This is a genomic window from Streptomyces sp. CA-181903, assembly GCF_050937075.1.
Classification (GTDB): Bacteria; Actinomycetota; Actinomycetes; order Streptomycetales; family Streptomycetaceae; genus Streptomyces.
The window spans coordinates 5,353,143-5,370,556 of record NZ_JBNJLY010000001.1 but is presented as its reverse complement, the minus strand read 5'-3'; the positions used below and the strand labels follow the sequence as shown (position 1 = coordinate 5,370,556).

At 70.0% G+C, this 17,414-nt stretch carries 16 protein-coding genes and 1 pseudogene; 6 read left to right on the top strand and 11 right to left on the bottom strand.

What is annotated here, in order from left to right:
- The first annotated feature begins 29 nt into the window (after positions 1-29).
- Positions 30-1,721 (top strand): AIPR family protein, encoded by a 1,692-nt coding sequence (locus ACQEVS_RS24055; RefSeq protein WP_433023571.1) that lies wholly within the window; start codon positions 30-32, stop codon positions 1,719-1,721.
- Positions 1,722-1,809: 88 nt separating this feature from the next.
- On the opposite strand, the gene cimA is transcribed toward ACQEVS_RS24055, so the two are convergent.
- The 4 genes from cimA to ACQEVS_RS24035 form a co-directional block, all read right to left on the bottom strand.
- Complete coding sequence (cimA, locus tag ACQEVS_RS24050) at positions 1,810-3,432, bottom strand: citramalate synthase (protein ID WP_433023570.1); 1,623 nt, start codon at positions 3,430-3,432, stop codon at positions 1,810-1,812.
- A gap of 329 nt (positions 3,433-3,761) precedes the next feature.
- Positions 3,762-5,102 (bottom strand): MFS transporter, encoded by a 1,341-nt coding sequence (locus tag ACQEVS_RS24045; RefSeq protein WP_433023569.1) that lies wholly within the window; start codon positions 5,100-5,102, stop codon positions 3,762-3,764.
- Positions 5,103-5,413: 311 nt separating this feature from the next.
- Positions 5,414-6,499: a branched-chain amino acid aminotransferase gene (locus ACQEVS_RS24040; RefSeq protein ID WP_433023568.1), complete on the bottom strand. Its 1,086-nt coding sequence runs from the start codon at positions 6,497-6,499 to the stop codon at positions 5,414-5,416.
- Positions 6,500-6,708: 209 nt separating this feature from the next.
- Positions 6,709-7,770 (bottom strand): 3-isopropylmalate dehydrogenase, encoded by a 1,062-nt coding sequence (locus tag ACQEVS_RS24035; RefSeq protein ID WP_433023567.1) that lies wholly within the window; start codon positions 7,768-7,770, stop codon positions 6,709-6,711.
- Between the two features lie 138 nt (positions 7,771-7,908).
- Here ACQEVS_RS24035 and ACQEVS_RS24030 point away from each other — a divergent pair, with 138 nt between their 5' ends.
- Positions 7,909-9,483, top strand: a complete 1,575-nt coding sequence (locus ACQEVS_RS24030) for a purple acid phosphatase family protein (RefSeq protein WP_433023566.1) — start codon at positions 7,909-7,911, stop codon at positions 9,481-9,483.
- A 15-nt stretch (positions 9,484-9,498) separates the two neighbouring features.
- Here the strand turns inward: ACQEVS_RS24030 and ACQEVS_RS24025 are convergent, their stop codons facing one another.
- From ACQEVS_RS24025 to ACQEVS_RS24015, 3 genes are all read right to left on the bottom strand, one after another.
- The gene (locus ACQEVS_RS24025; protein WP_433023565.1) at positions 9,499-9,864 is read right to left on the bottom strand and encodes a hypothetical protein; all 366 of its coding nucleotides are present in this window, start codon (positions 9,862-9,864) and stop codon (positions 9,499-9,501) included.
- Between the two features lie 110 nt (positions 9,865-9,974).
- Positions 9,975-10,109 carry a hypothetical protein gene (locus ACQEVS_RS24020; RefSeq protein WP_398264157.1) on the bottom strand — a complete coding sequence of 45 codons (135 nt, stop codon included), beginning with the start codon at positions 10,107-10,109 and terminating at the stop codon, positions 9,975-9,977.
- 627 nt (positions 10,110-10,736) lie between these two features.
- On the bottom strand, positions 10,737-11,438 hold the full coding sequence (locus tag ACQEVS_RS24015) for a nitroreductase family protein (RefSeq protein WP_433023564.1): 702 nt from the start codon (positions 11,436-11,438) through the stop codon (positions 10,737-10,739).
- A gap of 97 nt (positions 11,439-11,535) precedes the next feature.
- Between ACQEVS_RS24015 and ACQEVS_RS24010 the strand changes: the two genes are divergently transcribed.
- Positions 11,536-12,150: a TetR/AcrR family transcriptional regulator gene (locus ACQEVS_RS24010; RefSeq protein ID WP_433023563.1), complete on the top strand. Its 615-nt coding sequence runs from the start codon at positions 11,536-11,538 to the stop codon at positions 12,148-12,150.
- Positions 12,151-12,199: 49 nt separating this feature from the next.
- On the opposite strand, the pseudogene ACQEVS_RS24005 reads toward ACQEVS_RS24010, so the two are convergent.
- Together ACQEVS_RS24005 and ACQEVS_RS24000 are read right to left on the bottom strand one after the other, a co-directional pair.
- Positions 12,200-12,445 (bottom strand): annotated as a pseudogene (locus ACQEVS_RS24005) (helix-turn-helix domain-containing protein); the annotation flags it as partial.
- Positions 12,446-12,496: 51 nt separating this feature from the next.
- Positions 12,497-13,939 (bottom strand): MFS transporter, encoded by a 1,443-nt coding sequence (locus ACQEVS_RS24000; protein WP_433023562.1) that lies wholly within the window; start codon positions 13,937-13,939, stop codon positions 12,497-12,499.
- A gap of 258 nt (positions 13,940-14,197) precedes the next feature.
- Between ACQEVS_RS24000 and ACQEVS_RS23995 the strand changes: the two genes are divergently transcribed.
- Positions 14,198-15,097: a helix-turn-helix transcriptional regulator gene (locus tag ACQEVS_RS23995; RefSeq protein WP_433023561.1), complete on the top strand. Its 900-nt coding sequence runs from the start codon at positions 14,198-14,200 to the stop codon at positions 15,095-15,097.
- A gap of 60 nt (positions 15,098-15,157) precedes the next feature.
- Here the strand turns inward: ACQEVS_RS23995 and ACQEVS_RS23990 are convergent, their stop codons facing one another.
- On the bottom strand, positions 15,158-15,382 hold the full coding sequence (locus ACQEVS_RS23990; RefSeq protein ID WP_433023560.1) for a DUF397 domain-containing protein: 225 nt from the start codon (positions 15,380-15,382) through the stop codon (positions 15,158-15,160).
- Positions 15,363-16,163 carry a helix-turn-helix domain-containing protein gene (locus tag ACQEVS_RS23985; protein ID WP_433023559.1) on the bottom strand — a complete coding sequence of 267 codons (801 nt, stop codon included), beginning with the start codon at positions 16,161-16,163 and terminating at the stop codon, positions 15,363-15,365. Before ACQEVS_RS23985 ends, ACQEVS_RS23990 begins: the two co-directional genes overlap by 20 nt.
- A gap of 275 nt (positions 16,164-16,438) precedes the next feature.
- Between ACQEVS_RS23985 and ACQEVS_RS23980 the strand changes: the two genes are divergently transcribed.
- Positions 16,439-16,789, top strand: a complete 351-nt coding sequence (locus ACQEVS_RS23980; protein WP_433023558.1) for a DUF6415 family natural product biosynthesis protein — start codon at positions 16,439-16,441, stop codon at positions 16,787-16,789.
- The gene (locus ACQEVS_RS23975; protein WP_433023557.1) at positions 16,786-17,334 is read left to right on the top strand and encodes an NUDIX domain-containing protein; all 549 of its coding nucleotides are present in this window, start codon (positions 16,786-16,788) and stop codon (positions 17,332-17,334) included. Before ACQEVS_RS23980 ends, ACQEVS_RS23975 begins: the two co-directional genes overlap by 4 nt.
- The last annotated feature ends 80 nt before the right edge of the window (positions 17,335-17,414 follow it).

The window sequence follows — 17,414 nt, the reverse complement described above, 5'->3', positions numbered from 1 at the left end:
TCAACGAATGATCGAAGGGTGGGGATGACATGCGTGCACTGCGTGTCAGGCACATCGAGGATTCACTGTCACAGGATTTCAAAGAAAAGATCGATCTGTCCGATTACGAGGGGAGATCGACCAAACAGGAGCGCTCCGCGTTCCTCAGCAGAGCTCTCGCCGCCCGAGCCATCCAGCGATTCACGAGTCTGTCTGCCGAGGAAGCAGCGCACTGCGTAGTCGATTCCTTCGGCGACAACGGCATCGACGCCCTTGCCGTGGATGAGGACAACCACCGCATCGTCATCGTCCAATCAAAATGGGATTCCTCTGGCGATTCCGGCCTTTCGCAGGGCGACGCCCTTAAGGTTCGCAACGGTTGTAGCGATCTGTTCAACATGAAGTTCGACCGCTTCTCCCCTGCGCTTCAGGCTCGCCAGCCCCAGATCGCCAAAGCCTTGAGCGACCCGGCGGTCACATTCATCATAGTCATCGCCACTACCGGCCGCAGCGAACTACCCACAGAGGCAAGTACAGTCTTCGGCGATTTCCTTCGCGAGGTAAACGAGAACGACCCTGTGGTCTCTTTGGAAGTCCTTGGACTGAAAGAGTTCCACTCCATGGTGGTCGAAGGCACCGCCGGTCCGAGAATCGAACTGACGGTACCCATCGAACAATGGGGGACGGTGGATGTCCCTTACCAAGCCTACTACGGCCTGGTCCAGGCTTCCGAGATATCCTCCTGGTACGAAAAGCACGGCGATCGCCTTTTCTCGCAGAACCTACGGAAATCCCTTGGAAACACCGAGGTGAACGAAGGGCTGACGGACACTCTCCTGCACAACGGGCAGCACTTCTGGTACTTCAACAACGGCATTACGGCTCTGTGTGATTCGATAAAAAAGACACCAAGAGGCGGAGCTACGCACACCTACGGCGATTTCGCCATCGAAGGCGTAAGCGTAGTCAATGGCGCGCAGACAGTGGCCAGTATCCATAGGGCAGGCCTGAAGGGCAGCGAGGCCTTGGAAGGTGCCCGCGTATGGGTTCGCTTCATTTCCCTTGAGGGCTGCCCGCCCGGGTTCGCCACAGACGTCACCCGGGCTACCAATACGCAGAACAGCGTAGAGAACAGAGACTTCGTCGCCCTGGACCGCCAGCAGGAAAGAATTCGGCGAGACATGCTGCTGTCTCTACAAAAGCAGTACTCGGTAAAGCGTGGCGAAAACGCGCCGGCCGAGACCGACGGGTGTACGGTCGAAGACGCCCTGGTCGCGTTGGCCTGCGCGCACAACAACCCTTACTACAGCGTGATGGCCAAGAGCTCGGTCGGCAGGCTCTCGGAAAACACCGAGCGCGCTCCGTACACCAACCTGTTCAACGCTGGCACAACCGCTCATAGAGTGTGGCGATGTGTACAGGTCATGCGCCGAGTGGAAGCCGACCTGCAGGACCGCCGCACCCGACTCGTCGACCGGAATTACGCAATCGCCATGCACGGAAACCGCCTGATCCTTCAGCTGGTTTTCAATCAAGTGAGACTCGAAAAGATCAACGACCCGGGGTTCAACTGGGACAAAGAGCTTTCCAGGGTCCACCTCGTCACCGGAGAAGTCCTTGCATCACTCACAGCCGCTATCGAGGAAGCCTATCCTAACAACTACCTGGCCCCGCTGTTCAAGAACACAACCAAATGTCGGGATTTGGTGGGCCGAGTAGAAGAAGCCCTGTCCTCCTCTTGAGTCACCAATTGACCCACGGTGCCTGCCCATTCTTCAACGGGGCGAAGCACCGTGGCCTCTCATAACGTCCCGGCGGCCATTCCCGCGCTCACTCCCGCGGTTCGACGCCCGCGCGCCACAGCCCGTACGCGTAGGCGTCGTCGAGCGCCTGCCAGGACGCGGCGATGACGTTTTCGGCGACGCCGACCGTGGACCACTCCCCGTCCTGGTCGCTGGTGGAGACCAGGACGCGGGTGATCGAGCCGGTGCCCAGGCTGCCTTCCAGGATGCGGACCTTGTAGTCGGTCAGCTCCAGCCCTCCGAGCTGCGGGTAGAAGGGTTCGAGGGCCGAACGCAGCGCCCGGTCCAGGGCGTTGACCGGGCCGTTGCCCTCCGCCGTGGCGACGATCCGCTCGCCCTTGGCCCAAAGCTTCACCGTCGCCTCGTTGGCGTGGGTGCCGTCGGGGCGGTCCTCGGCGATGGCGCGCCAGGACTCGACGCGGTAGTAGCGGAGCGCCCGGCCGGTCACCTCCTGGCGGAGCAGCAGTTCGAAGGAGGCGTCCGCCGCCTCGTACGTGTAGCCCTGCGCCTCCCGCTCCTTGACGCGTGAGACGACCCGGCCGACGAGTTCGCGGTCGCCGCCCAGGTCGATGCCGAGTTCCTTGCCCTTGAGCTCGATCGACGCCCGGCCGGCCATGTCGGAGACCAGCATCCGCATGGTGTTGCCGACCTGTTCGGGGTCGATGTGCTGGTAGAGATCCGGATCGACCTTGATCGCGGAGGCGTGCAGTCCGGCCTTGTGCGCGAAGGCCGAAACCCCCACGTACGGCTGATGCGTGGACGGCGTCAGGTTGACGACCTCGGCGATGGCGTGCGAGACGCGGGTCGTCTCGGCCAGTCTGCCGGGCGGCAGCACCCGCCGGTCGTACTTCAGCTCCAGGGCCGCGACGACGGGGAAGAGGTTGGCGTTGCCGACGCGTTCGCCGTAGCCGTTGGCCGTGCACTGCACATGGGTGGCGCCCGCGTCCACGGCGGCGAGGGTGTTGGCCACCGCGCACCCGGTGTCGTCCTGCGCGTGGATCCCGAGCCGCGCGCCGGTCGCCGCGAGGACCGCCGAGACGGTCACCGCCACCTGCGCGGGGAGCATGCCGCCGTTGGTGTCGCAGAGCACGACCACGTCGGCGCCCGCCTCGTGCGCGGCGCGGACCACCTCGGTGGCGTACGCGGGATTGGCCCGGTGGCCGTCGAAGAAGTGCTCGCAGTCGACGAACACCCGCCGGCCGTGCGCCCGCAGATGGGCGACGGTCTCCCGGACCATCGCCAGGTTCTCGTCCAGCGTGGTGCGCAGCGCCAGTTCGACGTGCCGGTCGTGCGATTTGGCGACCAGCGTGACGACCGGGGCGCCGGACGCGAGCAGCGCGGCCACCTGCGGGTCGTCCTCCGCCCGGACGCCCGGCTTGCGGGTGGCGCCGAACGCGACGAGCCGGGCGTGGCGGAAGGTGATCTCCTCCCGGGCGCGCCGGAAGAAGTCGGTGTCCCGTGGGTTGGCGCCCGGCCAGCCGCCCTCGATGAAGCCCACGCCGTAGTCGTCCAGGTGCCGGGCGATGGTGAGCTTGTCCGCCACCGTGAGGTTGATGCCCTCGCGCTGCGCGCCGTCGCGAAGCGTGGTGTCGAAGACGTGGAACGCGTCGGACGGCGCCGCCTCGGGGGCGTCCGTGAGGGTGTCCGTCATGCTGCTGAGCTCCTGTCGGGATCTCGGTCTACCGGAATGACCGGCTCCACCGTCCCTCCATGGTCCCGCGTGCTCCGCTCCCGGCGAAGGGTGGGCCGGAAACGAAAAAACCCCTCGCGGGTGCGAGAGGTCTGCGCGCGGGTCGGGGACGAGGGTGGCCGTGCCGTACCAGGTGCGTACGGAACGGTCACTGCGGACCGGCGCGCCTGCTGCCCGTAATCATGGCGAGCGAGAACACGGGACGGAGTCTTGCACAGCCGCCCCCGCCGCCGGGGAGTCGTCTCACCATGCGGGCGGCGGGGCCGGATGCCGGATGCGTGTTCGGGGCGTCAGGGCGCGGGCACGGCCCCCTGGGCGCCCCCGAGCGCCCCGGGCTCCGCGGCCGGACCGGCCGGCGGGGCGTCCCCGACCCGTTTGAGGTCGATGTCCCGGGTCTCCCGCATCGTCAGGTACACCACCAGCGACACGGCCGCGCACCCCGCCACGTACCAGGAGAAGCCCGACTCGATCCCGCTCTTCTTGAACCACAGCGCCACGTACTCCGCCGTGCCGCCGAACGCGGCGTTGGCGATCGCGTACGGCAGCGCGACGCCGAGGGAGCGGACGCCGGTCGGGAAGAGCTCCGCCTTCACACAGGCGTTGATGGAGGTGTACCCGGTGACCACGATCAGGGCGAGCAGCGCGAGACCGAGCGCGGGCCAGAACGAACCGGCGTGCTTCAGCAGCGTCATGATCGGCACGGTGAGGAAGGTGGACCCCACCGCGAACGTGATCAGCAGCGGCCGGCGGCCGATCCGGTCCGAGAGCGCGCCCGCCAGCGGCTGGAGGCAGGCGAAGACGAGCAGCGCGCAGAAGCTGACGAGAGTGGCCGTCTGCTTGGGCAGACCCGCGGTGTTGGAGAGGTACTTGGTGAGGTACGTGGTGTACGTGTAGTACGCGACCGTGCCGCCCATGGTCAGCGCGATGACCAGCAGCGCCTCGCGCTTGTGCCGCAGCAGGGCGCGGACCGTGCCGCGGTCGCCCTGCGGGGTGTCGTCCGCCTCCTGGTAGGTGTCCGTCTCCAGCATGCTGCGCCGCAGGTAGAAGATGACGGCCGCCCCGAGCGCGCCGACGCTGAACGGGATCCGCCAGCCCCACTCGTGCAGTTGGGCGGAGGTCAGGGTGTGCTGGAGCACGATCAGCAGCCCCAGGCCCAGGAGTTGGCCGGCCGTCATGGACACGTACTGGAAGCTGGACGCGAACCCGCGGCGGCCCGGCGCGGACGCCTCGGTGAGGTACGTGGCGCTGGCCGCGTACTCGCCGCCCACCGACAGCCCCTGCAACAGCCGCGCCACCAGCAGGACGGCGACACCGCCGTACCCCGCCACCCCGTAGGTGGGCGCGACGGCGATCAGCACCGCCGAGGCGGACATCAGCGTCACGGTCAGCGTCAACGCCGCCTTGCGCCCCCGCCGGTCCCCCACCCGCCCGAGCAGCCAGCCGCCGACCGGCCGCATGAAGAAGCCGACGGCGAAGATGCCGGCGGTGTTCATGAGTTTGGCGGTGTCATTGCCCTCGGGGAAGAAGGAGCCCGCGAAGTACGTCGCGAAGCTGGCGTAGACGAACCAGTCGAACCACTCGACCATGTTGCCGGCCGAGCCGATCCAGATCTTCTTCCAGTGCTGTTCCATGGGGGCACGGTGGCGGAACGGCATGGTTTCGGACAAGGGGGCCCTTGGCAACGATCCCGCGTACTTCCGTGCGTTGTGGTCGCCGGGTGGCTGGGGGTGCCCCGGTCCCGCCCTTTCTCCCCCAGCTACCGCTGGGAGGTGCCCCCAGTTTCCTGGGGCTGCGCCCCAGACCCCTTGTCCTCAATCGCCGGACGGGCTGAATTCAGCCCGTCCGGCGATTGAGGACAACCGCGCGGAGCGCGGTTTCGGGGCTGCGGGGGCTCGCCCCCGCAAGAAACGGTGAAAGGGCGGGCCCGGGGCACCCCACCCCATCACCCCAGCCGGTGCATCCAGCCGTACGTGTCCTCCGCGGCCCCCGTCTGCACATCAAGCAGCGCCTGCCGCAACCGCATCGTGACAGCCCCCGGCCCGCCGTCCCCGACCGTCCAGTCCCCGCGAGCGGACTTCACGGACCCGACGGGCGTGATCACAGCGGCGGTGCCGCAGGCGAACACCTCGGTCAGGGAGCCGTCCTCGTTCGCGCTCCGCCAGTCGTCCACCGAGATCCGCCCCTCGGCGACCTCGTACCCGAGGTCCGAGGCGATCCGCAGCAGCGAGGCCCGCGTGATGCCGGGCAGCAGGGACCCGGTCAGCTCGGGGGTGACGATGCGGTTCCCGTACACGAAGTACAGGTTCATCCCGCCCATTTCCTCGATCCAGCGCCGCTCCACCGCGTCCAGCCAGACCACCTGGTCGCACCCCTTCTCGGCGGCCTGGGCCTGGGCGACGAGGGAGGCGGCGTAGTTGCCCGCGCACTTGGCGGCGCCGGTGCCGCCGGGGGCGGCGCGCACGTACTCCTCGGAGATCCAGACGGAGACGGGCTTGACGCCGCCGGCGAAGTAGGCGCCGGCCGGCGAGGCGATGACGACGAAGAGGTACTCCTTGGCCGGGCGCACGCCCATGCCCGCCTCGGTGGCGAACATGAACGGCCGCAGGTACAGGGAGGCTTCACCGGAGGTGGGCACCCAGGCGCGGTCCTGCCGGACGAGCGCGTCGCACGCCTCGATGAACGTCTCGACGGGCAGCTCGGGCATGGCCAGCCGGCGGGCGGACGCCTGGAAGCGCTTGGCGTTTTCGTCCGGGCGGAAGGTGGCGACGCCGCCGTCGGGGCGGTGGTACGCCTTGAGGCCCTCGAAGATGGCCTGCCCGTAGTGGAGCGTCATGTTGGCCGGGTCGATCGACAGCGACGAGTACGGCACGAGCTGGGCGTCGTGCCAGCCGACGCCGTCCGCCCACTTGATGGTGACCATGTGGTCGGTGAAGTGACGGCCGAACCCGGGGTCCGCGAGGATGCGCTCCCGTTCCGCGTCGGACAGCGGCTGCGAGGAGGGCTTGAGCTCGATCGTGGGCGTGGTCATGGATGCGTGTCCTTAACTTTCGGGTGCTGCGGACCGCGCTCACGCCGTCCCCGCTCTGGCGGACGTCCAAGCTTCTTCGCCATCTTCTCGCGGCCCCGTGTCCGATTATCGCTCGGAGGGGGGCGTGAACGAAATACCTGTGCGATCGCCGAGGAGGCGCGCGGCCCGGTGGAACGGTGGGAACTCCGGCCGCGCGCGGGGCGGACGGGTCAGGCGGGTACCCCCGGTACCTCGGAGACCAGATTCACGAGCGAGGACCCCGTCTCCTCCGTCGAGCGGGCGCCGCCCCCCGCCCGTCCCGCCAGATCGGCGGCGACGGCCGCCTCCACCCGTGCCGCCTCCCCCTCGTACCCGAGGTGCCGCAGCAGCAGGGCGACGGAGAGGACGGTCGCCGTGGGGTCGGCCGTGCCGGTGCCCGCGATGTCCGGGGCCGAGCCGTGGACCGGCTCGAACATGGACGGGAACGTACCGTCCGGGTTGATGTTGCCGGAGGCGGCGGTCCCGATGCCGCCGCTGACGGCCGCCGCGAGGTCGGTGAGGATGTCGCCGAAGAGGTTGTCGGTGACGATCACGTCGAACCGCTCGGGCTGGGTGACGAGGAAGATCGTCGCCGCGTCCACGTGCAGGTAGTCCGTCGTGACCTCGGGGAACTCGCGGCCGACCCGGTCGAAGACGGACTTCCAGAGCCGGCCCGCGTACACCAGGACGTTGTTCTTGTGGACGAGCGTGAGCTTCTTCCGCGGCCGCGCCTGGGCCCGCGCGTACGCGTCCCGGACGACGCGCTCCACGCCGTACGCCGTATTGACGCTCACCTCGGTGGCGACCTCGGCCGGGGTGCCGGTGCGCAGCGTGCCGCCGTTGCCGGTGTACGGGCCCTCGGTGCCCTCGCGGACCACGACGAAGTCGATGTCCGGGCGGCCGGCGAGCGGGCCGGTGGTGCCGGGGTAGAGCCGGGAGGGGCGCAGGTTCACGTGGTGGTCGAAGGCGAATCGGAGTTTGAGCAGCAGGCCGCGTTCCAGCACGCCGGACGGTACGGAGGGGTCGCCCACCGCGCCGAGCAGGATCGCGTCGTGCTCCTTGAGGGACTCCAGTTCGGCGTCGGGGAGGGTCTCCCCGGTGGCGTGCCAGCGCCGGGCGCCGAGGTCGTACTCCCGGGTCTCCAGCTTCACGTCGGAGGGGAGGACGGTGGTGAGGACGCGGAGTCCCTGGGCCACCACTTCGGGGCCGATGCCGTCACCGGGGATCACTGCGAGGCGGATGCTGCGAGACATGACGGGACCGTACTCCGTCGTCCCACTGCATGACACTCTCCGTCCACCATATGGACGAGGGGTAACCGGCTGAGGCCAGTTCGGCGGATTTCGGCGGAAGTGGGTGACGGGACGGGCCTTTGCTGGCACGTTCCCGGCATGGACACTCCACGCGTAGGCATTCCCGGTCCGCTCGCCGAGCGCATGACCATGCCGGAGCAGCACGAGTACCTGCGGAGCAGACTCACCCGGCGCGGCCTGCTGCGCACGGGCGCGGTGACGGCCGGGGCGGTCGCCGGGACGGGCCTGCTGGGAGCGGTGCCCACCACCGCCCTGGGCACCCCCACCCTCGTGACGGCGAGAGCCACCACCCGCGTCGACGGCTCCCTGGTCGCCCCCTTCGGCCGGCACCTCGCCTTCGGCGCCGACCCGAAGACCCAGATGCGCGTCTCGTGGCAGGTGCCCTTCGCCGTCCGCAAGCCGTTCCTGCGGATCGGGCTGAAGCCGTGGGACCTCGGCCGCCGCGTCGAGGCGGAGGTGCGGCACCTCCACACCCCGCCGCTGGTCCGGAAGCTGCCCGCCGTCGACCAGTACTACCTGCACGTCGCGCTGGACGGGCTGCGGCCCGGCACCACGTACTACTACGGCGTCGGGCACACCGGCTTCGACCCGGCGGACGCCCGCCGGCTGGGCACGGTCGCCTCCTTCCGCACCGCGCCCGCGCACCCCGAGCGGTTCGTCTTCACGGCCTTCGGCGACCAGGGCGTCGGCTACCACGCGCTCGGCAACGACCAGCTGCTGCTCGGCCAGGACCCGGCGTTCCACCTGCACGCGGGCGACATCTGCTACGCCGACAGCAGCGGCTCCGGCCGGCCCGGCGACGTGTACGACGCGCGGGTGTGGGACCAGTTCCTCGCCCAGACGGAGTCCGTGGCCCGGAGCGTGCCGTGGATGGTGACCACCGGCAACCACGACATGGAGGCCTGGTACTCCCCCAACGGCTACGGCGGCCAGAGCGCCCGCTGGGCGCTGCCCGCCAACGGCTTCGACCCGCGCAGGTCGCCGGGCGCCTACTCCTTCGTCCACGGCAACGTCGGCGTCGTCGCCCTCGACGCCAACGACGTCTCGTACGAGATCGCCGCCAACACCGGCTACAGCGGCGGCCGGCAGACCACCTGGCTCGACCGCCGGCTGCGCGAGCTGCGCGCCCAGCGGGACGTGGACTTCGTCATCGTCTTCTTCCACCACTGCGCCTTCTCGACGACGAAGGCGCACGCCTCGGACGGCGGCGTCCGCGACGCGTGGCTCCCCCTGTTCGACAAGCACCGCGTGGACCTCGTCATCAACGGCCACAACCACATCTACGAACGCACGGACGCCCTCCGCGCGGGCCGGCTCCGCCGCCGCGTCCCCATCGGCGCGACGGTCGACCCGTCCCGCGACGGCACCGTCTACGTCACCGCCGGCGGCGCGGGCGCGGACCTCTATGACTTCCCCGTCCCGGACAGCTACGAGGGCCACGTCCACGACCTCGAAAGCGTCGCCAGCTACCACTGGAAGAAGGGCCGGGTGAAGTCCCCCGAACGAGTGGAGTGGTCGCGCGTCCGCTACACGGGCCACTCCTTCCTGGCGGTGGAGTGCGAGCCGGGAGCGCACCCCCGGCTGCGGGTCACGGCGCTGGCGGAGAACGGCAGGCGCGTCGACCACTTCGACGTGGTGCGGGCGGGACGGTAAGGGGCGGCGACGGGGTCAGGGGCCGGCGGGCACGATCCCCGACAGGACCGGGAGGCCGGCGACGCGCGAGAGGGACCGGCCGACCGGGCCGCCGGTGCACGTCCGAGGACCGATGTCGCTCAGCACGCCGATGTCCTGGACACCCACGTTGACCAGGGCCGGGAACGGGGGCGGGGACGGGGCGTCGGCCGAGGCGGGTGCGCACAAGGGCCGGAGCGGGGGCAGAGGCAGGGGCAGGGGGAGGTCCTCCCCGGCGACCGGAGCAGGGGTTCCACCGCCTCCGGTCCCGGCCCACGCCGGTGCCGCCACGGCCTGGACTCCGGCGAGGAGGGCCAGGACGACGCCGGTGGCACGGACGGCGGTGACGGTGTGCTGGTTCATGAGCTGACGAACGATCCCGCCCGCACGCGGAAACGGGAGCCGGCTGCGACGGGGCGGCGGCAGGCCCGCGACCACCCCGCCGCAGCCGCCCCCGAACGCGACGGCTGTGGCTAGTGGCCCGCCGGGCCCCCGTTGTCGCGCCGGTCGAGGGCCCGCTGGAGGGCGGCGGCGGCGTTGAGGCGGTCGGCGTCGCGCTCGGCGCGGCGGGTGCGGCGGGGCTTGCGGACGGCGGTGGTCTCGGCCATGGGTCACGTCTCCTCTGGAAGAAGTCCTGCGGAAGAAGTCCTGCGAGGAATCGAGGAATGCGGTCTGGTGAGAGAGGTGAGCCGGGAAGGGGCGGGGGCCCGGACGCTCGCAGGGATCACCTGCGCTCACGCGCCCGACCACGTCCGCCGTCGCTCGATGGAGCGGAACGCTCGGCTTCCTCCACGCTAAGCGAGCATTCCCGCGCTGTCGCCGTATTTACTCGGGCTTCCTACTATCTGAGACGGCCGGCCCGCGTCGGCGCCCTGCCAGCGGAGGACCGCCGCCTGTGGGAATGCGTTTTTCGGGGCGTGCGCGTCAGTGCCGTCGCCTGGGCTCAGCGCCGCTCACCAGGGCACGGGCGTTCCGTCCCAGGAGAAGAAGCCACCGGTGGGGCCGTCGTCCGGCAGCAGGGCCTGGTTCGGCGAGTCGCGTCGGCGGTGCTCCTCGTTCCGCACCTGCGCCTGGGCGGGGGTGCCGGGTGCCGCCGCGGGGGCGCCCGGCGACGGCCGGCCCCGTCGGCATCAGGCCGCAGCGGGCGGCCGCCCCCACGGCCGTCCTCGTGACCGTCCGCAGGCCGGACCGCCACCCGGACGACCGTGCCCCGCCTGCCGGCTCGCACGAACCGCCTACTCGTGGAAGGCCGTGGTCGCCTGGAGCGGAGCCCGCTCGGTCCGCACCCGGTTCACCGGCGCCGTCTCGTCGGCGTACCCGAAGGAGACGCCGACGAGCAGCTTTCCTCCGGTGACGCCGAGTTCGGTGCGGACGGTGTCGGCGTAGAAGCTCAAGAGCCCCTGCGGGCAACTGTCCACGCCGTACGCGGACATCGCCAGGAGCAGCGTCTGCATGTAGGCGCCGACGTCCGCGGCCGACCGGGCCGCTCCCTCACCGTGGACGGAACCGTGGACGAAGAGGAAGGCCGCGTGTGGCGCGCCGTAGAAGCCCAGGCTTTCCGAGGCGTACGCCGCACGTGCCGTGTGATCGCCGGGGCCGATGCCCAGCGCCCCGTACAGTTCGGCACCGAACGCCGCCCGACGCTCATGGTGCACCCCCGCGTACATCCCTTCGGAATACGGGAAGTCCACCGAGGTGCGCCGTTCGGCGTGGGCCGCCCGCAGGGCACCGGCCAGGCGCCGACGTGCCGCGCCGCTCACCACCTCCACCTGCCACGGTTGCGCGTTGGAGTTGGACGGCGCGGCGCCGGCCAGCGAGAAGATCCTGCGCATCGTGTCCTCGGGTACGGGCTCCGGACGGAACGCGCGGGTCGCGCGGCGGCCGCGTATCAGCTTCTCCGCGCAGCCGCTCAGCTCAGTGGGGACGCATGTGCTCATGGGGGACTCCTTACCGTTAAGTAAACGTTTCCGTTTACATGCGCGCCAGCCTAACGCGCCACATCGCGGCAAGTAAACGAGCCCGTATACTTACTGGATGAACATGAGCGTGAGCACGCCGCCCGCGGCGTCCCAGCGGCGAGGGCGCGGCGGCCGGGAGCGCATCCTGGCCGCCGCCGCCCGACTGTTCGCGGCCCAGGGCATCGGCGCGACCGGCATGGAACAGGTCGCCGAGGAAGCACCGGTCTCCAAGCGGACGCTCTACGCGCACTTCCGCACCAAGAACGATCTGGTCATCGCCCACCTGCGGGACCTCGCGCAGTCAGGGGCCACTCTGGAAGGCGTCCTGACCCGCGACGACATCCCTCCGCGCGAGCGGATCCGCCGATTGTTCGACCAGCCGACGGCGGACGCGGCTCCGGTACGCGGATGTCCGTTCATCGACGCCGCCGCGGAGTTCCCCGACCCGGAGAGCGCGGTGCACTCCTACGCCCGGGAGCAGAAACTGCGCATGGTGCAGCTGATCGCCGCGGTGCTGACGGAACTGGGCTGCCGTGAACCCCTCCCCCTCGCCGAGCAACTGGCCATCCTCGCGGACGGGGCGGCCAGCCGCGCCATGGTCCTGGACGAAGCGGACTACGGCCGGCACGCGCGGGCGGCGGCGGAGATCCTCCTCGATCGGGCGTTGCCGGGGAAGACGGAAAAGGGCTGACGAGGTCGGGGAGAACACACAACCAGCGCGGGAACCCGTCGATTTGCGACTCTCGACGGAGCATCTCGATGCGGCTGACGACCTCGACGGGTGTCGCGGTGGGCCGGCGACGCGGTGCACTGGATCGGTCTTCGAGACCGATCTCGCCGAACTGTCGATACCGGTTGACCCACTTGCCGGCGCGGGCACGGGAGATTCCCGTTTCGGCGGCGACGTGAGCGATCGGGCGGTGTTGGCAGCGCTGGACGAGCCGTCGGCGTCCCTCCACGGACAACGGAGCGTCGCGATGGGGCACGGGTGTCTTTCCGGTCGGCGGGCGTGGTGCGGTGTGGCGGGTTATGGCTGCTCAGTGGCGCGTGACGGCTCGGTGGGGTGCGAGTGCGAGGTGGGTGAGGACCGCGCCGAGCGCGGACAGGGCGGCGAGGACGAGGCCGAGTGTGTGGAATGCGCTGGTGAATCCTGCGGCCAGGGCCGTTCGATGCACGTCCGCCACCTGGCCTTGGATGGCCTGTCCGGCGATTCGGGTGGCGGAATCGGAGGGGAGGCCGCTGCCGCTCAGTCGGGTGGCGGTGAGGGTGGTGAGCAGGGCTGCGGCGCCGGAGACGGCGACGGACTCGCCGGTGATGCGCATGGTGTTGAAGATGCCTGCCGCGGTTCCGGCGTTCTCGACCGGGACAGTGCTGACGGCCGCGTTGTCCATGACCCCGAAGGCCAGACCGACTCCCGCGCCGAAGGGAAGCAGGGGAAGGGCCAACTCCAGCCATGAGCCGTTGCCGTGCAGGGTCGCCAGGAGCAGGGCTCCGGCAACGATCAGTGCCGAAGCGCCGGTCAGCACGGTGCGCACGGAGGTGCGCGCGGCCAGATGGCCGGCGGCCAGCGGCAGGAGCAGGACCGGGGCGGTCATCGGCAGGAGGAGCAGACCGCTGGACACGACGGTGCGGCCGGCGACGCCTTGGAGGTAGGCGGGCAGGTAGACCAGCAAGACGACGAAGCCGAGGGTGACCGTGAAGGGCTGGCAGACCACTGCGACGAACTCGGGCCTGCGGAACAGGCGGACATCGAACATCGCACGGTCGGCCAGGCGGATCTCCATCACGGTGAACAGGGCGACCAGCGCCGCGGCCGCGGCGAGCATCAGCAGGGTGCTCGGCGCGCTCCAGCCTGCGCCCCCGGCCTGGACGAAGGCGAAGGACAGACAGGCCAGTCCGGCGGTGAAGGTGACCAGCCCCGCCACGTCGAGGGCAGGCTGGTCGGGATTGCGGGATTCCGGGGCCCGGGTCGCGCACAGCCATGCGGGTATGGACATGGCCGCGACCAGGAGGAATACCGACCGCCAGCCGGTCGCTTCGGCCAGGGCCCCGGCGGCCGGCGGTCCGATCGCCAGGCCCGTGCCGAAGGAGGTGCCGAGGATCCCGAAGGCCAACCGGCGGCGGCGTCCGGAGGTGGAGTGGGCCAGCACCGCCGCTCCCGAGGCCAATATGGCCGCTGCCCCGCACCCCTGGATCACCCTGGCCACATCGACTACGGCCATCGAAGGAGCCAGCGTGATCAAGAGGGACAGCCCGCCGACCAGCGCGATGCCGGTCAGCAGTACGCGGCGCCTGCCGAGTCGGTCCGCAATGCTGCCGGCTGCCAGCGGCAGGGCAGCGAAGGTGATGTTGAAGGTGTTCAGCATCCACTGCGCGGCGCCGACCGAAGAGCTCAGGTCTGCCGCCATGCTCGGCAGGGCCATCGCGGCCCCGGTCACGGAGAACGGCAGCATGATGCTGGCGGACGCGACCGCGACCACCGTGGGCCGGTAACCGCGCCCGCCGTCGTCCCCCAGCCGGACCGGGGCAGGTCCCGGCGACGGGTCGGCCCTGGGACCGCTGACGCTGGATGTGCGAGACGGATCGGGTCGGCGTGAGCCGTCGAGGCGAGAGTGAGTGGACATGCACTCGATCCTTCGCCTGGGCCACCAGCGGATGAAGGGACCGCGCTTCCCTGGGACTGACAGGTCCACCTTTCGGCCGCCGCACCCCTCGGCCACGCCCGCATACTGGAGCGCATGGCCGGCACGAACAAGATCGTCAACAGTCTCGGCGACTACCTCCGGGCCCGACGAGCCCTGGTATCACCCGCGGACGTGGGCCTGCCGGCAACCGGCCGCCGCCGCGTGCCCGGGCTGCGCCGCGAAGAGGTCGCGGAACTCGTCGGACTCAGCACCGACTACTACGTACGCCTGGAACAGGGGCGCGCCGATCACCCCTCCGACGAGGTCCTCGACGCACTCGGCAGGGCACTCATGCTCGGCCCCGCCGAACGCGCCCACCTGTACGACCTGGCCCGACCACCCCGCCGTGCCGGCGCGACGACAGCGATCACCGGACGGAGCGACGTCCTGCGTTCTGCCCTGCGGCAGGTCGTCGAGTCCATCCCCACGGCCCCTGCCGTCATCATGAACGACCGCAACGACGTCCTGGCCTGGAACCACCTCGCAGCCGCGCTGATCGCCGACTTCCCCCGCCTCCCGGCAGACGAGCGGAACATGGCCCGGCGCGTCTTCCTGGACCCGGACGCGCCCAAGATTCACCTCGACTGGGACGAAGCCGCGCGTACCACCGTCGGCATGCTGCGCATGGCAGCCGGACGCCGGCCGCACGACCCGCAACTCGTGCGCCTCATCGGCGAACTGGCCTTGGGCAGCGAAACTTTCCGCAAGCTGTGGGCCGGCCACCATGTGCACGAGAAGACCCACGGATCAAAGCGCTTCCGGCACCCCGCCGCCGGAGACATAACCCTCGACTACGAGACCTTCCAGGTCCCCGGCGCCGCTCACCACCTCCTTGTGGTCTACACGGCCCCGCCCGGAAGTCCTGCCGAGGAGGCCCTGCTTTTCCTCGGCAGCTACACCGCCTCCCCAGCCATAACCCCCTCGCGCCCCAGGGCGAGGACCGAGGAGAGCTGACCCGCACCGACCGGCACCGCTCTCTCCGCGGTGCTCGGCGTGCTCGATTGCGTACGCATCTCAGCCCATATCGACGGGCACTCCCCCGCCGGACGCCACGGCGGTCACGAAGGAGGCCCAGGCGGCTCGGGGGACGACGATCGGGGAGCGGTCGGGGGTTTTGGAGTCGCGTATGGGGAGGATGCCGGGGAACTGGTCGGCTATCTCGATGCAGCTGGCGCTGTTCTGGCTGTGGGAGCTCTTACGCCAGACTGCTATGGACAGGTCAGACGTTTCGGTGCGCACCGTAAATCTCCCTAACTACCTTGCCGATCAGTACCCTTGATGCTTCGGCGTCGAGCACCCCGGCTTGGAGCCGATCATAGATGCCGACGTATCCGGCCACGTCCCCCGGCTTGGTGACGAGGGCTCCGCGCACACCGGACGACGCGTACACGACTGTTTTCCCTGTGGGAAGGTCCATGATCATGAACTCTCCGACGGACTGCAGAAGGTCGGCATTGCCGTCGAACGGTGCGATCCTCACCTCGATGCCCGGACGTTGGGAAACGGTGATCAAGTCCATGAGCTGCCTCCGCATGATCGACCCACTGCCAATCACCGCATAGAGGGCCGCCTCGGTGAAAATCGCGGAGAACAGGGGCGGATCGGAACGCTTGAGAATCGCGTGCCGACGCGCCCGATACATGAGCTTCTCTTCGACGTCGCCACCGAAGAACGGGTTGTTTTTCTCAATGATCGCCCGTTCGTACTCGGGATTCTGGAGCAGAGCGGGGATGACCCCACTGGCATGACGGATTCGGATCGCTCGTGACTCGTACCCGAAAGCCCGTTGGATCGACTTGGCGTCGGGATTGTCGTCGAGTTCGTCACGGAGTTCCCAAATGCGGCCACGCGCCTCCAGCACCACGTCGATGCGGCGGGCGACGTCGCGCCTCGGCACGTGTGACCCCTTCTCGAAGTGAGAAATCGCGGTGTTCGACAAGGCGACCGCGTCACCAAGCTCCGCCTGTTTCCACCCTTTCGCGAGCCGGTACTCGCGGATCGCCGCCGCAAGCTTGGCCACGCGCGCCTGGTACGGATCAAGTGGAGCAGCACCAGCCATAGTTGCATCCCCCAATCGACTTGGTGAGCACTCAACCCTGAGATGAGGGTGAGCATAGGGGCCAAGGCGGATACTGGAGACCGGAACCGGGGCACGTAACTCCCGTCGCCCGACGCCGCGTTCGACCCCACTGTGATGCCCGCCGTGCGGCCTCGCACACGTAAGCGAACGACAGTGTTCGCGCCGGCGTGTATCGGTTCCCGACAGCCGTCCCCCCACGGAGGAGACCGACCCCCATGCCCGTCTGGCCCGGTACAGCCATGCCGCCCAACGGAGGGCGACGCGCCGCCCCGCCGACGCTCCGCCCCGAAGCCGAGGCGGAGATCGAGAGCGTCGCCGGGCTGGTGCTCACCGCGACCATGCCACCGCCCGCGGAGATCATGGAGGCGTCGGCGGCGGAGCTGCGCCGTTTCATCAACGAGTGGGCGCCCTGGATCAAGGGCGCGGCACGGGAGTCGCTGCCGGTGGACGACGCACGGCGGGTCGCCGCCGAGCGGGCGGCCGACGAGGCCACGTACCGGGCCAGGTGCACGGGCCCGGGAACGGGCTGGAGTCGGCGTTCACGTACTGCCGGAGCCTGGCGATGATCACCCGGGAACTGCTCGGTCACCGGCGGACGCTCGGCCTGGCGCGCGCGGAACCCGCGCCGTGCGTGCGGGTGACCGCGCGGGCGCTGATCTGCCGTCCCTCCCCCGCCGGCGCGGACGAGCGGGACGTGCTCATGGTGTCGCCCTCGCACCCGGGTGTGCCAGGCACCAACTTCCGGCTGCCGGGCGGGCCGGTCACGGCGGACGAGCCGGCCTGGGAGGCCGTCGCCAGAACCGTGGCGGAGGAGACCGGTCTGACCGTCCGGCCCGCGCGGCTGCTCGTCACCGACTGGGCACGGAAGGGCGGCGGGGCCGAGGCCGGCATCACCTTCGTGTACGCCGTCGTCCCGCACGACGGCGACGTCGACGTGCGGCTCCCCGAGACGCCGGAACTGGCCGGCTACGCCTGGGTGCCCATCGGCGGGCTCGGCGAGCGCTGCTCCCCGCATCAGGCGCGCCGCGTCAAGGCGGCCCTGGACGCGGCGCGCGGCGGGACGCTCGCCGAACTGCGGCTCGGCTCGCCCGCGTACGCCGTCGCGGCCTAGCAGCCGTGACGCCGCCGTGGCGCCGCCATGACGCCGCGTGGACGGAAACGCCGCCGCCCCCGCCCGGCACGAGCCGGACG

Excerpts from the sequence above, each read along its gene's own strand:
- ACQEVS_RS24055 (WP_433023571.1), top strand. The coding sequence starts at position 30 with ATGCGTGCACTGCGTGTCAGGCACATCGAGGATTCACTGTCACAGGAT.
- cimA (WP_433023570.1), bottom strand. The coding sequence starts at position 3,432 with ATGACGGACACCCTCACGGACGCCCCCGAGGCGGCGCCGTCCGACGCG.
- ACQEVS_RS24045 (WP_433023569.1), bottom strand. The coding sequence starts at position 5,102 with ATGGAACAGCACTGGAAGAAGATCTGGATCGGCTCGGCCGGCAACATG.
- ACQEVS_RS24040 (WP_433023568.1), bottom strand. The coding sequence starts at position 6,499 with ATGACCACGCCCACGATCGAGCTCAAGCCCTCCTCGCAGCCGCTGTCC.
- ACQEVS_RS24035 (WP_433023567.1), bottom strand. The coding sequence starts at position 7,770 with ATGTCTCGCAGCATCCGCCTCGCAGTGATCCCCGGTGACGGCATCGGC.
- ACQEVS_RS24030 (WP_433023566.1), top strand. The coding sequence starts at position 7,909 with ATGGACACTCCACGCGTAGGCATTCCCGGTCCGCTCGCCGAGCGCATG.
- ACQEVS_RS24025 (WP_433023565.1), bottom strand. The coding sequence starts at position 9,864 with ATGAACCAGCACACCGTCACCGCCGTCCGTGCCACCGGCGTCGTCCTG.
- ACQEVS_RS24020 (WP_398264157.1), bottom strand. The coding sequence starts at position 10,109 with ATGGCCGAGACCACCGCCGTCCGCAAGCCCCGCCGCACCCGCCGCGCC.
- ACQEVS_RS24015 (WP_433023564.1), bottom strand. The coding sequence starts at position 11,438 with ATGAGCACATGCGTCCCCACTGAGCTGAGCGGCTGCGCGGAGAAGCTG.
- ACQEVS_RS24010 (WP_433023563.1), top strand. The coding sequence starts at position 11,536 with ATGAACATGAGCGTGAGCACGCCGCCCGCGGCGTCCCAGCGGCGAGGG.
- ACQEVS_RS23995 (WP_433023561.1), top strand. The coding sequence starts at position 14,198 with ATGGCCGGCACGAACAAGATCGTCAACAGTCTCGGCGACTACCTCCGG.
- ACQEVS_RS23980 (WP_433023558.1), top strand. The coding sequence starts at position 16,439 with ATGCCCGTCTGGCCCGGTACAGCCATGCCGCCCAACGGAGGGCGACGC.
- ACQEVS_RS23975 (WP_433023557.1), top strand. The coding sequence starts at position 16,786 with ATGATCACCCGGGAACTGCTCGGTCACCGGCGGACGCTCGGCCTGGCG.